Here is a 13,408-nt window from a genome sequence, read left to right on the forward strand (position 1 = left end):
GGCCGCCCCATGTCCGCAATGCTTCAGGACGCGGCGCGCGTCCCGGCCACCTTGAACCGGCCGAAGACGGCGCTGCAGAACCGCCGCTGGTTTCCGTGGCTGCTGATGTCGCCCGCGCTCATCATCCTGCTGGCCGTGGGGCTCTTTCCCTTCGGCTACTCGATCTGGCTGGCGACGACCAACATCATCCTGTCCAAGCCCTACCTGCCGCAGGCCTTCGTCGGACTCGAGCAGTTCCAGGAGATCGTGCAGGACGCGGACTTCTTCAACGCCTTGCGGGTGACGGCGGTGTTCACGGTCTCGTCGGTGTTCATCGAGTTCTGGGCCGGGCTGGGGCTGGCCTTGCTGTTCCGCCGACACTTCCGCGGCAAGGCGGTGTACCGGCTCGCGATCCTCGTGCCGATGGTGCTGCCGCCGGTGGTGGTGGGGCTGATCTGGCAGTACATGCTGTTCCCGAATTCGGGCTTGATCTCGTACTACAGCGGCGAGCTGGCGGCCTTCCTCGGCGTGGCGCCGCCGACCTTCGTCTCCAGTCCGGCCTCGGCGCTGCGCACGCTGATCCTGGTGGACGTGTGGCAGTGGACGCCGTTCATGTTCCTGATCCTGCATGCGGGGCTGGCCTCGATACCGCCCGAACCTTATGAAGCGGCGGAGATCGACGGCGCCTCGTCGTGGCGCATCTTCTGGTCGATCACGATGCCGATGCTCAAGTCGAGCATCCTCATCGCGGTGGTGATCCGGACCATGGACGCGTTCCGCACCTACGACACGATCGCGGTGCTGACGCAGGGCGGGCCGGGCAATTCGACCGAGACGCTCAACATCTGGCTGACCAACCTGGGCTTCAAGTTCTTCGAGGCATCGAAGGCCGCGGCGCTGTCGCTCATCGTGTTCGTGATCATCCTGGCCTTCAGCTCGGTCTTCATCCGCGTGTTCAGCAAGGCCAACCGCGTCGGAGGCCGGTCGTGAGCCGCGAACTGCGCAGCACGGCCGTCTCGCCGGACGCGCCGCCGCAACAGCGCAACGGCTGGGTGCACCTGGTGCTTTGCGTCATCACGGCCGCCTGCGTGCTGCCGCTGATATGGATCGTGCTCACCGCCTTCATGAGCCGGGCGACGGCGCAGTCGGTACCGCCGCAGTGGATCTTCACGCCCACGCTCGATGCGTTTCGCACGCTCATCCAGGACTACGGGTTGTTGCGCAACCTGTTCAACACGACGGTCATCGCGGCGGCGTCGACCTTCCTGTCGGTGACGATCGGCATGTTCTGCGCCTATGCGCTGGCGCGCTTCGATTTCGTCGGCAAGGAGGACGTGTCCTTCTGGATCCTGACCAACCGCATGATGCCGGCCGTCGCGGTGATCCTGCCGGTGTTCCTGATCTTCCAGACGCTCAAGCTGCTGGACTCCTACGTGGGGCTGATCATCCTCTACACCGCAATGCAGCTGCCCTTCGTGGTGTGGATGCTCAAGGGCTACTTCGAGGACATCCCGCGCGAGCTGGAAGAGATCGCGCTGGTCGATGGCGACACCTGGTTCGGTGCATTCCGCCGCGTGGTGCTGCCGGTGATGGCGCCCGCCATCACGGCCACGGCGATCTTCGTGCTGATCCTGTCGTGGAACGAATACGCCTTCGCGCTTTACCTGTCAGGCACGCAGACCAAGACGCTGCCAGTGTCGGTCGTGACCTTCGCGGTGCAGACCGCGGCGGCCTCGTGGGACATCCTCGGCGCCGCCTGCCTGGTCATCTCGACGCCGATCCTGCTGTTCGTCATCGCGGTGCAGAAGCAGTTCATCAAGGGCCTGTCCATGGGCATGGTTCGCTGAAATCAAGCCCACCCCCGATGCGCCTGCGGCGCCTCCCCCTCAAGGGGGCGCACCCAGCGGCCCGGCAAAGCCGGTTCCGCGGGTGCCCACGAACAGACATTCCTCGCTCTGGTTTCGTGTGTCGCGGAAGACACGTCGGGGGTCATGGAAAAACTGATTTGAAAGGTTCCCAATGGCATCCGTCCTGGTCCATCAGCTCGTCAAGAGCTTCAACAACGTGCATGCGGTGCACGACGTCGGCTTCAAGGTGAACGACGGCGAGTTCGTGTTCTTCCTCGGCCCGTCGGGCTGCGGCAAGACCACCACCCTGCGCATGATCGCCGGCCTGCTGATGCCCACCAGCGGGCGCATCGAGATCGGCGGGCGCAACGTCACCTTCCTGCGACCGCGTCACCGCAACGTGGGCATGGTGTTCCAGCAGAACGTGCTCTACCCGCACATGAGCGTGGCCGACAACCTGGCCTATCCGCTGAAGGTGCGCGGCTTCACCCGCAAGGAGGTGCGCGAGAAGCTCGGCGAGGTGGCCGAGCGCCTGCGCATTGCCGACGTGCTCGATCGCATGCCTGACGAGTTGTCGGGCGGCCAGTCGCAGCGCGTGGCCATCGGGCGCATGCTGGTGCGGCAGGCAGACGTTTTCCTGATGGACGAGGCCATCTCGCACCTCGACGCGAAGCTGCGCGCCCACATGCGCACCGAGCTGCGGCATCTGCAGAAGACGCTCGGCGTGACCACGCTGTTCGTCTCGCACGACCAGCTGGAAGCGATGTCGATGGGCGACCGCATCCTGGTCATGAACGATGGCGCGATCCAGCAGTTCGGCACGCCGCAGGAGGTGTTCGACCGGCCGGCCAATCGCTTCGTCGCGGGCTTTGTCGGGGAGCCGCACATGAACATTCTGCCGGCGGAGATCCGTCATGAAGGTGCGCGGCCGGTGGCGCGATGGGCGGGTGGCGCGATGCCGCTGCCGGATCTGCCGCACGGACTGGTGGAGGGCTCGCTGGTGGATGTCGGCATTCGCCCGGAGCATGTGGTGCTGGCCGCGCCCAGTCGCACCAACGCGGGTCATGGAAACGTCGAAGCGCTGGAGCCGCTGGGCGCCGAATGCCTGGTCACCGTGCAGGCGGGCGGTCAGACGCTGAGGGCACGGCTTCCGGCGGTGCGGGCCGACCGGCTCGGCTTCGACGTCGGCGCGGCGGTGTCCTTGCAGTTTCCACGCGACCACATCTACCTGTTCGACAAGGCCGGCGGGCAGACCTTGCTGCAAGCCGGGTTCACCGAAGAACTTCGACTGGAGGCTGCGTGATGACTGCGATGCGTTCCTGGGCTGTCCTGGCCATCGTCTGCGCGGTGCTGCTCGGAGGCTGCACGGCCTTGGCCGGCGATGTGGCCCACTGGCCGGGCAGCCTGCCGGCCATCGCCCTGATGGTGCTAGGCAAGGCGGCGAACGACCGGGTGAAGCTGCTGAAGTGGCCGATGGAGTTCGCCTTCTGGTCGGCGATCCTGCTGATCTTCTGCAATCTCGTGTACCTGCACTTCAAGCCGCTCTAACTTTGGGCGTTGTCGAGGCCCTGCGCTGTACTGGATAGGGCGCCATAAAAGCGCGTTGTCGCGTACAAAGTGGGCGGGCGCTTTCCTGCTACAAGCTGGCGCCGACTCGAGCCCTTGGAAGTCTCCTGCGCAGCGATTGCGGCCGGTTGCAGCAATAAATTATTCGTCTGCCGACACCTGTACGCTACTGCACCTGTCGCGGCAACTGCCGCGTATTAGTGCCTTGACTTGTGAAGAGCGTTGACACGGCCGGGATAGAACTGAAGCTTGAGTTCCTGCGTCACGCGTGCGACCGCGGTCGTATGCCAGAACTTCGAGCTCTCGCCTCCTGAGCCAGTCTCGTAGCGCCTTAGGATGAGTAGGAGCAACAAATCAGAAGCCTTTGCCTTCAAGAGTTCTCGAACCACTTTGGTGTGGACCAGCAATCGAGATCCCCGATCGCGCGAGCCTGAATGACGCTCAGCAGAACTCGCCCACACCTGAGATTGAACTCGTAGTTCTCCTGTTGGATCGCTCCAATCGCGGCAGAAAGCGTCAATGGGGGTCAACTGGGACGATGCGTTCACATCGATGGATAGGCGGGCTCGTTGTGCTGCTGCGGTAGTGCCCAATACGTCTGCCTCGTCCAGTCGCCCATCATGATTTGAAAGAGTGACCCATGGATGGGCCTCAGTGTCGCGATTCAAGGACTCAAAATCCTGGACTTCGTCACCCTCCAGACGAGGCAAGTAAGCTTGAAACGGATCCATGGATGCAAGAATTTTCGCCTGAGCCGCACTCTTGTCTCTCGGGAAAAATGCCGTTTGAATATGCACGGCGACCCCGTCAAGGGAATTCCACGCGGCATCTGCGATTAACCAGTCGCCGACAGACGGCGAAAATCCAAAGAGGGACAGCAATTTGCTGCGGTCCCCTGTCAGCTTCACCCCTAGTCTTCCTGCCTCTCTCAGGTTTATCCGGGTATCAATAGGCCTCGAATCCGTACCGTCGGCGAGCCACAGACCTTTCGAATGCGAGAGTAGTCGCTGCGTGAGCCAATGGGCCCAAGGATCGCTTTTGTCATAGGAACGGCGCACGACTGGATGGGTGGCAAGGAGGTCGCCGGCAACGCCGTGCAGCCCATGCCAGCACAGATGCTCCCCGTATGAGTGGTACTCTGGACCGATGCCATAGCCGCGCTCTCGACGTGAACCCGAACGTCCATTGGAATCGGACATGTGGGTGATCTCGCGGTCGTATTGACGCACCCAGGTACCAATTGCTTCCGCGGTTTCCCACTGCGGTCGATTAAACATCTCGCTCAGACTCGCAACGTCGTATTTGTTGAAGTCGTACTCCAAATGGAGTTCATTTGCCGGTGCGGGAAGAGTCTTCGGCCTTGATCGATGCGTTGCAGAGCGAACACCATTCGAAAGCGTCTTCGAGCGAAGAAGTGGATTATTAACCTGCTCAACTTGCTTGAGCGTTGCCTGGTCAAGCGTGACCACGCCACTTTGCACGCATGCCATAAGGGCATGCGCCGCAAAATTCCTCCGAAGAACATGACGTTCGTGCGGGTCCTTGACTAGCCTCGTGAGCATCTTTTCGTGCTTCGCGACTGCTTCGGGGGCCTCAATCGCTATACGTGCAAGCGCGATCAACAGCCACAGGTGTGCGTGCAAATGAAAGAAGCGCAGTTCCCTCGCTTGGAACGCGCCAGCGTTAGTCCAGTGAGCCTGATTGACCACGTGATCCAGTACGTCTGTTCGTCCCAAGCGAACGGCTGTGCGCAGACTGTGGGCTGCCATCCAGCGACGCGAGGCCTCCGGCGCGCCTAGCGCAAACCAGATCAGCCCGGCTGTGACCCCCGCGGGGTCGGCCGGCGGATACAGGTCAGGACGGTAAGCACCGTCGGCGACAGAAGAAGCCAGCTTTTCTGGGCCGGTGCTGAGTAGCCTGGCCAATGCACGCTGGCCAACTCCGGCCTCGGCCTTGGTGTTGAGTTCTGCGCCGATCCCGATCCATACCGATGCAGGTATTGAAACTTCAGGTCGAGAGAACTCGCGGACCAAGGAATTCACAAGCGTTTCGCGGAGCACGCCGGAAAGTTCTGAGAGCTCTTTCAGGTGCGACGACGAGAGGTACTCGTGCGAAATGAAATCAAAGGCATTCTCGCGCACCACAATGTCTGCGCTTTCGTGTAGTGCCGTGGCCACCGCGGTCGATGTCTCGCACCATGCCTGCTTGCAGGCACTGAGTTCGTGCATCTTGGTGTAAAGGTCGAAGATGGGCTGCCTTGCGATCAAATGAATAAAAGCGGGCCGATCTCCATACGAGACCCTTCCTCGCAGTAGTGCGAGAAATTCCCACTCAATACGCCACCCAGTGTGTCGCGACTGCAATGCGGCGACTGCCTTTACGACAGCCAGTTCATCCAAAGGATTTACATCGGCGGCCAAGCGCCTCACGGCCTTCTGTGCCGCAAGACGCTCAGCCTCTCGCTTCGTCACTTGAGTTGCCAAAATTCGCGGCTGCCAGTTGTTCAAGGCGTTGTAAGTGTCGACGACGAAATCGTTTTTGGCCTCGGCATCACTCAGATACTTCCACTCGGCCGAGCCTTCGCCGATCGCGCTCCTAGCAAGGCGCGCTAATGCGCTCAGCGTGCTGGACCTGAATAGCCCCGGATTGTCTCGTAGCCACTGTTCAATAAGAGTTCTGGCCCAAACCTTTGAGCGGGGGTCGTCTACTCGCTCTAAGGATTCGACTAAATGTTCTGTATTGCAAACAAAGAGTTCCTCGGGGTTGCAGATTCGCAGCATCGTGAGCGCGAGGGACGGATCAATCTGCTTATCATTGAGTAGCGCATTCAAGTAGGGCAGCAAGGTGTAATCAAGCGTGATCCGCTCTCTGTCTTCCCAGCGCGCGAGTTTGGCCAGCCCCTTGGGTCCCGCAGCTTTGGCCATCGCGGACCCATACGCTCCCCAGTTGAACTTGTGCTCCTCTCCCAGGTTGAGTTCGCAGATATTGGATAGAGCGTGGCTGTCGACATCGGCAAGGTACTCGCCGTGCAGCGATCCGGCGAAGTGCATCAACTCATTCACGAACTGATAGTCCCCTGAGCCGATAGCGTCCATCTGGTTCAATCCAAGCCGAAAATACTCGACGCTTTCCTTGCCGCTAGCTGGCGCGATGGCTCTAGCAAGTTCGGCCAGGCTGCCGGCGCGCCGGTCAACCTCGTCTTCACGTTCAATCATTGCCTTGGCTTGCGCGGCAAGCCCGCCCGCAATTGCATGGAACTTAGGCCTTCCAGACAATATTCCAGTCACCTCGATGACACTCGCTACGCTGACCGCCCCGCCTCCACTCAACGCTTTGACGTATCTCAGGACGTCAGTCGACTCACATGGGGAGTTAGCATCCAGCGCCAAGGTCAACAGGCGCTCTCCAACTGCCTTGTATTGCAACTCGGCCCGGACTGCTCCATGGTGATAGTCGCGCTTTTCTCGCAGCGTGATCCAAGTATCAAGCAGCGGCGCCAGTGAGCCCTTCGAGTTACCTTGCTCGTCGCGAAACGCCAATGAGAATGCTTGCGCAATGCGCAGCCAACTCTCCAGGCGATGATCTAGAAAGCGGTCGGCCAAGGTTCGAGTCTGTGAACTATCAGACCACCGACCACCTGTAGCCGTCTCTTGAACTGTCCTTTCGTGCGTTGCTTTCAACGCCTTGCGAAGGTCGGCACCAGTCAGATCTTGCGGTAGCACGCGCGCAATGGATTCCAACTCTGCGGGAAGCAGGTCCCTTTCGGAAATCTGTGTGCCTGAGGCGAGCCTCATGAGAACCTGCTTAGCCACAAAAGGATAAACATCCCCAGTCCAATATTCGTCCATGAACGTATAGAGCGACGGCGTGGGGATATCCAGCGCCGTCAAGATCGCGCGAGCCTCTTCGTCCATTTCTTGGAGAACAGCTAGACAGGCTGAATGAAGTGTTCCGCGAACTATTGGTCGAGCGTCTGCGCGAGATTCCCTTGCGCCCATACTCAGTCCTTCACGTTTTTCTCCTAGCACTTGGAACAATGATGAGATGAGATTGCGCTGCAGGTTGTCAGTGATAGTGGCGACTGAAAGCGCTGCTATCAAGACACCGGGGTGTTGACGCTCAAACATGAACTTAACGAGCGCAGCTTCGTCGACAGTGCACTTGGCCGCTAGCCGGAAAACGTGCTCCGCTATTTCGAAAACGAAGCTGTCATAGCGCCAGCCGGAAATGTCGCGAGCGGCGCCGTGCGCATCGCCCTTGGCCAGTCGGCAAAAAGGGATTGAGGCCATATCCAGCGCTGTCGGGCTTCCGTTGTCGCGTTGATAACTTTCGTTCTGTTCGAAGTAGTGAGACCTCCACTCCTCAACCCGAAGTGCATGGCGGTAAGCGTCGGATATGTCGCCGGACAAAGCATTCGCTATTGCGAGCCGAGCATGTCTTGTCCCGGGCCAAGTCGTACGCACTTCAAACAGTCTGCGCAGGGAGTCGACGTCACCAGAGGCGACTGTCAGATCTGGATGGTCAAGGAGATACTGCGTGCCACGTTGATCTACGGCAGCCAGCGTGGACATCTCTGTCAGAAGTGGGACGAGCCGATCTGGATCATCTTCACCTGCCGCATGCTTGATAGCGGCCTTGATGCGTGCAACACGAATGACCCGCCGTCCTATGGTGCTCGTAATGGCTGCTGGAAACCGCTCCTCGAAAGCCAAGTGGTAAAGCCTCTCGCCGTCGTCGATTTGCTGTAGTAAGTCGGGGAGCGTCGCCGCAGCGTAGACCGACTTGCCTTGCATGTCGTAAAGGTTCTTCGCCAGAGTTCTGACAGCCGCTGCGTCTGCTGAGTAGGTATCGCGAATCAGTGTTTCAGTCGGTTCATCGCGGAACATCAAGCCATGCTTAGTCCGCTCAAGCAATGGAGCCAAGTCGGCCGAAAAACTCTCGACAGCGCCGATTGGGATCTGATTGCAGGCAGCAAGATCACTGATAGGAACTGGTGGTGGCAGCGTGGCCAAGCTCGCTAGAAATGTCCCAACATCTTTGTCTCGATAGCCCTGTGTCTTCGCCGCGGCCAAGGCTTTGGAGATGCGCTCCCGGATGAGATCGTCTAAGAGGATCGGCTTGCCTGTTTCCGACTCAGCAAGACCTTCGGCACCTTCAGCAACCAAGTGCTCAAGAACGCGTGCATTACCGCCGGAGCGAGACTGGGCAACCTGTACACCAACGTCGGTTAGTCCAGCCACGCGAGGAGCAAGGAACTGCTCCGTCTCCAATACCGTGAAAGGTCGAAGTTCGATCCGCTCGCAGATGGCTTCGCCGACAGCACGTGCCCATCGGTGAGTCCGTGCGCTCACGACAATCTTGACTCCTGGAATCTGTCCGGAGACCGTTACGCTTTCGAGGAGCAATCTGGGAAAGGCATCTTCGCCCCGGTCCCGAGCTTGTTCGGAAGCGTTGTCAATCGCGTCAAGAAAAAGCACCAACAGGCGGTTCGACTGAGACCTACTGGTGGTCTGTGCTGCTTGTTGAAGCCGACCACGAAACGCCCGAATAATGTCGTCACTATCGCTGCTTGTGGGGAGCAGTGGATCGCAGAGGCCCCGACATGCGAGATCGTTAGCGATATGCATCAGGCCGCGTTTCGGGAGGTGTCTGGCATCGCCTGGCGCCCGGTACTGACCCATGCCGAAGCAATCAAAAAGCACAACTTCGTGGGCCTGTGCAAGTGCCGCCGCCACAGAATTCACGAATACTGTCTTACCGACGCCGCCATCCGCATGGACGATCAATGGTCGCGTCAACCTGAGAACCAGAGCTACGACATCAGCTAACTGGTGACGCGGAACGATCTCGACAACTCTTGGAAAGCTTGTTGGGCACGGGAGTAACTCGTTCTCGTCCTGAATCTCTAGCGCCGTGAGGACGTCCGTACGGGAGATGACGTTGCGGTTCTGGCTGGCCAAACTGGCCTTGTCGCGCGCCAACTCTCTGAGGGCGTTCAAACGGACTCGGGCCATAGGGTCGCGAGCTGGTGACCAATCGGCAAGGGCGATTGCTAGGTGATGCTTTGCCGCCGAAAGATTGCCGCTTAGACTGACTACCTCAAGTCGGGCTGCAAACTCTTGGAGATCGCCAGGACTCAGCTTGCAGGCAGCCCTAATCTGATCCGCCTGCGTACTTGCAATGCCGCGCAGGGTCGATCCTGCTGACAGCCCTCGCACGGCTTCAATAAGCTCGGGTAGTACTGGCCGGTTGGTGACGAGCTGAAGACGAACTTTCTCTTTCGTCTTCGAGGCGCCATGTTTACGCCTGTGTTCGAGGTACGTCTGCGCAAACTTTCCGAGCGTCTTTTTGGCATCTGCCGCGCGAAAGGGCAATAGCTCTGCAGCCTTGGAATACTTCACTTGGACTACAACGACGTTTGTCGTCTTGGCAAATGAAGCACCCTGTCCGTAGTACAGGACTGCATCAGCTATCTCGTTTGCTTCCTTGCTTACCCCGCAAGGATCGTCTGTCGAGAATCCTTCGGTGGCGATGCCGACGAGTCCATCAATGGAAAATAGGAGGCCCAAGCACTTTCTAGCAACCCATGCTTCGTGATATTCGTGACCATCACGTGATGCTCGGGTACTGTCAAAGTGCCTTGGTGATCTTGCCATTGCAGTTCCACATCCTGTTGGTTTCGATTGGCGCCACAGCATACGCATGAGGGCGGTTCATCTTGATCCGCCTTGTCTGCATTCTCGGGAGTGGCCAAACCGCGCCGAGCGATGGGGCATGGGCAGCATTCCAAGCGCAATCGAATCTATCTTGAGCATGGATGACCGCCTTCCACCTAGTTGCGGTCGCCGCAGCGATCGATCTGAACAACTGCAATCAGTCTTGAGCGGAGATCGGACCGCGCCCCACTCAACTGCGCGAAGCGCTTGTCATGCAGAAGCCTACACCGCAGGCCCGAGATCGGCGTCCGCAGCAGAAAGCTTCACACCATCACCGATGCCGCGTCGACTCAATCACCACATTCGTATCCTTGATCTTCTGAATCGACTGCTTGATCTGCTTGACCGCATAGCGCGAATACAGCACGTCGATCACCAGCAGCTGCGCCACCTTGGCGAGCATCGACTCCTGGTAGGCGGCCGAGCCGGACGACGCATCGTTGGCGGTGGTCAGCAGCACGATGTCGGCGGCCTGGGTGATCGGTGAATCCGCGAACGAGGTGATGGCGATGGTCGTCGCGCCGGCCTGCCGCGCCTGCCGCAGCGAGTCGAGGATCGCCACGGTGCGGCCGGAATTGCTGACCGCCACCGCCACCGATTGCCTGCCCAGCGTGCCGGCCGAGATCTGCTGCACGCCCTGGTCGCTGAAGAACATGCAGCGCTTGCCCACGCGCATGAAGCGCATCACGGCGCTGTCGGCCGCGAGCGTGGAGGAGCCCATCGCGAAGAAGGCGAGCATGTCGCACTTGTCGATGGCCGCCGCGGCCTTGTCCAGCAGCGCCAGGTCCAGCCGGGCGGCGGTGTCCTCGATGGTGCTGAGGTTCCGGTAGACGATCTTCTTGAGGATCTGCCCGCTGGTGTCGGCCGGGCCGATGTCGTCGTAGACGAAGGCGTCCTTTTCTTTGGTGGCGGCGGACGCCACGGGATGGCTCGACAGCGCTTCGGCGACGCCGATCTTCAGTTGCTGGTAGCTCGGCACGTCGATGGACCGCACGAAGCGCGTGATCGTCGACTCCGAGACCTCGCAGGCCTGCGCGAGGTCCTTGATCGACTGCGTCTTCACGATCTCCGGGTTCTTCAGCACATAGGCCGCGATGCGTTGCAGCGCCGGATTGAGCTGGCCCTGCGCGAGCCGGATGACGTTGAGCACGCCCGTGTGTTGCAGCTTGGTGTTCATGGGTTCGCCTTCCTTGGGGGTTGCCCGCCGCCGCGCCGGGCTGCGCGCCCGCTGCGGAAACTTCGATTGTGCCCCGGATCGAAATTAATTCCTTCCGCAGGCACGCGTTGCGGGTTTTCACGGAAAGAAATTACTTGCATAGAATAAGTTTCGCATGATAATTCCTTCCATGCGACGCATCGCCGCCGCCCCACAGGAGTCAAGCACCATGGATCTGCAACTTGAAGGCCGCAAGGCACTCGTGACCGCATCGAGCAGTGGCATCGGCCAGGAAATCGCAAGGGCGCTGGCGCGCGAGCAGGCCATCGTCATCGTCAACGGACGTTCGCGGGCCGTGGTCGATGCGGCCATGGCCAACATCGCCGCGAGCGTGCCGGGCGCGCGGCTGGAGGCGCTGGTGGCCGACAACGGCAGCGCTGAGGGCTGCGCCCGCACCATCGCCGAAGTGCCCGACGTGGACATCCTCGTCAACAACCTCGGCGTCTACGAAGCCGTGCCCTTCCGCGACACCACCGACGCAGCCTGGCACCGCATCTTCGAGATCAACATCATGAGCGGCGTGCGGCTGTCGCGCCACTACATCGGCGGCATGCTGGCGCGCGGCAAGGGCCGCATCGTTTTCATCTCGAGCGAGGCGGCCATCACGCCCGCACCCGAGCTGCCGCACTACAGCGCCACCAAGACGATGGAACTGTCGATCTCGCGCAACCTGGCCGAACTCACCAAGGGCAGCGGCGTGACCGTCAACGCCGTGCTGCCGGGCTCGACCCGCACCGAGGGCGTGAAAACCTTCGTGCAGAACCTGTTTCCCGAACTGCCCTACGCGGAGGCGGAAGCGCGCTTCGTGCGGGAGAACCGCTCGACCTCGCTGATCGCACGGCTGATCGATCCGGCCGAAGTGGCCGCCACCGTGGCCTTCGTCTGCAGCGGCCCGGCCAGCGCCATCAACGGCGCCGCCGTGCGCGTGGACGGCGGCATCGTCCGCACGGTTTTCTGACACCCCTCGACACCTTCACGGCAGCGCACGCTGCCTCACTTCCCACCCTTGATATCGGAGACAAGAATGATCACTCGCAGAATCGGCATGAAGACCCTGGGCGCCCTCGCCGCCGCACTGGCCATCGGCCTGCCCGCCACCGCGCTGGCGCAGAGCTATCCCGCGCCACAGCCGCTGAAAGCCGGCGCGCAGGCCTCGACCGGCACGCTCAAGTTCGCCGGCGGCACGCCCAACATCGCCTACCTGCCGATGGGCACGGAGTTCAACTACCACATCGCGCTCTGCGAAGGCATCAAGTCGGTGCCGGGCATCAAGAGCTTCATGCTGTCGCCGTATTCCGGCGGCGACCAGGCCGGCCAGATGGGCATGCTGCAGGACGTGATCTCGCGCAAGGACGTGGACGCGATCCTCATCATCAGCTTCGACGAGCACTCGCTGGCGCCGCTGATCAAGAAGGCCGTCGATGCGGGCAAGGCGGTGATCATCGTCAACTCCGACATCCCCAACTACCCGACGCCGGTGCATGGCGTGGTCGGCGTCAACCAGCGCGCGGCCAACAAGGCGCTCGCGACCTGGGCCCGCCAGCAAGCCGAAGGCGCGCCGCGCAAGGTCGGCATCCTGGACGGCGAACCGAGCTACCTCGCCACCGAACGCGCCGGCGGCTTCACCGACGGCATCAAGGGCAGCAACTGGAACATGGTGGCGCGCATCAACGGCGGCTGGAGCGTCGAGAAGGGCAATGCCGCAGCCATGGACTTGCTGCAGGCCAATCCCGGCATCGAGGTGATCTACGCATCGAACGACTACATGGCGCTGGGCGCCGCGCTGGCCGCCAAGAGCATGGGCCGCAAGAACCTCGCCGTGCTGGGCTATGACGGCGACACCGGCGCGCTGGAGAACATCGCCAATGGCGAGGGTGTGACCGCCACCACCAACACCTCGCCGGTGAAGATGGGCCGGATCGCGGCGCAGTTCGCGGTCGACCTGCTCAACAAGAAGAGCAGCGGTGGCTACGTCGAGGTGCCGACCCAGATCGTGCAGAAGAGCAACGCTGCGGCCGTGCTGAAGAACGCCGACGAGCTGTTCCCCAAGCCGTCGAAGAAGTACTGAGCAGGGCAGGCGGGCC

At 61.0% G+C, this 13,408-nt stretch carries 8 protein-coding genes; 6 read left to right on the forward strand and 2 right to left on the reverse strand.

Annotated features, from left to right (window positions below; translation table 11 throughout):
- Positions 1-9: 9 nt before the first annotated feature.
- From WKW82_RS02915 to WKW82_RS02930, 4 genes are all read left to right on the forward strand, one after another.
- On the forward strand, positions 10-969 hold the full coding sequence (locus tag WKW82_RS02915; protein ID WP_340340739.1) for a carbohydrate ABC transporter permease: 960 nt from the start codon (positions 10-12) through the stop codon (positions 967-969).
- The gene (locus WKW82_RS02920; RefSeq protein ID WP_340340740.1) at positions 966-1,826 is read left to right on the forward strand and encodes a carbohydrate ABC transporter permease; all 861 of its coding nucleotides are present in this window, start codon (positions 966-968) and stop codon (positions 1,824-1,826) included. Before WKW82_RS02915 ends, WKW82_RS02920 begins: the two co-directional genes overlap by 4 nt.
- 172 nt (positions 1,827-1,998) lie before the next feature.
- Positions 1,999-3,129 carry an ABC transporter ATP-binding protein gene (locus tag WKW82_RS02925; protein ID WP_340340741.1) on the forward strand — a complete coding sequence of 377 codons (1,131 nt, stop codon included), beginning with the start codon at positions 1,999-2,001 and terminating at the stop codon, positions 3,127-3,129.
- Positions 3,129-3,374: a hypothetical protein gene (locus WKW82_RS02930; RefSeq protein ID WP_340340742.1), complete on the forward strand. Its 246-nt coding sequence runs from the start codon at positions 3,129-3,131 to the stop codon at positions 3,372-3,374. The genes WKW82_RS02925 and WKW82_RS02930 overlap by 1 nt, the downstream gene beginning before the upstream one ends.
- 215 nt (positions 3,375-3,589) lie before the next feature.
- Here WKW82_RS02930 and WKW82_RS02935 read toward each other — a convergent pair whose 3' ends face one another.
- Together WKW82_RS02935 and WKW82_RS02940 are read right to left on the reverse strand one after the other, a co-directional pair.
- Positions 3,590-9,961, reverse strand: a complete 6,372-nt coding sequence (locus WKW82_RS02935) for a P-loop NTPase family protein (RefSeq protein ID WP_340340743.1) — start codon at positions 9,959-9,961, stop codon at positions 3,590-3,592.
- Between the two features lie 418 nt (positions 9,962-10,379).
- Entirely contained in the window at positions 10,380-11,285 is a 906-nt protein-coding gene (locus tag WKW82_RS02940) for a MurR/RpiR family transcriptional regulator (RefSeq protein ID WP_340340744.1), read from the reverse strand.
- Positions 11,286-11,493: 208 nt separating this feature from the next.
- Here WKW82_RS02940 and WKW82_RS02945 point away from each other — a divergent pair, with 208 nt between their 5' ends.
- Both WKW82_RS02945 and WKW82_RS02950 read left to right on the forward strand, forming a co-directional pair.
- Entirely contained in the window at positions 11,494-12,282 is a 789-nt protein-coding gene (locus tag WKW82_RS02945) for an SDR family NAD(P)-dependent oxidoreductase (protein ID WP_340340745.1), read from the forward strand.
- Positions 12,283-12,348: 66 nt separating this feature from the next.
- Positions 12,349-13,392, forward strand: a complete 1,044-nt coding sequence (locus WKW82_RS02950) for a sugar ABC transporter substrate-binding protein (protein WP_340340746.1) — start codon at positions 12,349-12,351, stop codon at positions 13,390-13,392.
- Positions 13,393-13,408 lie beyond the last annotated feature (16 nt).

It is taken from the genome of Variovorax rhizosphaerae (assembly GCF_037889975.1).
GTDB classification, from domain to species: Bacteria; Pseudomonadota; Gammaproteobacteria; order Burkholderiales; family Burkholderiaceae_C; genus Variovorax; species Variovorax rhizosphaerae.

Coding starts and splice junctions, on each gene's coding strand:
- WKW82_RS02915 (WP_340340739.1), top strand. CDS start 10: ATGTCCGCAATGCTTCAGGACGCGGCGCGCGTCCCGGCCACCTTGAAC.
- WKW82_RS02925 (WP_340340741.1), top strand. CDS start 1,999: ATGGCATCCGTCCTGGTCCATCAGCTCGTCAAGAGCTTCAACAACGTG.
- WKW82_RS02930 (WP_340340742.1), top strand. CDS start 3,129: ATGACTGCGATGCGTTCCTGGGCTGTCCTGGCCATCGTCTGCGCGGTG.
- WKW82_RS02940 (WP_340340744.1), bottom strand. CDS start 11,285: ATGAACACCAAGCTGCAACACACGGGCGTGCTCAACGTCATCCGGCTC.
- WKW82_RS02945 (WP_340340745.1), top strand. CDS start 11,494: ATGGATCTGCAACTTGAAGGCCGCAAGGCACTCGTGACCGCATCGAGC.
- WKW82_RS02950 (WP_340340746.1), top strand. CDS start 12,349: ATGATCACTCGCAGAATCGGCATGAAGACCCTGGGCGCCCTCGCCGCC.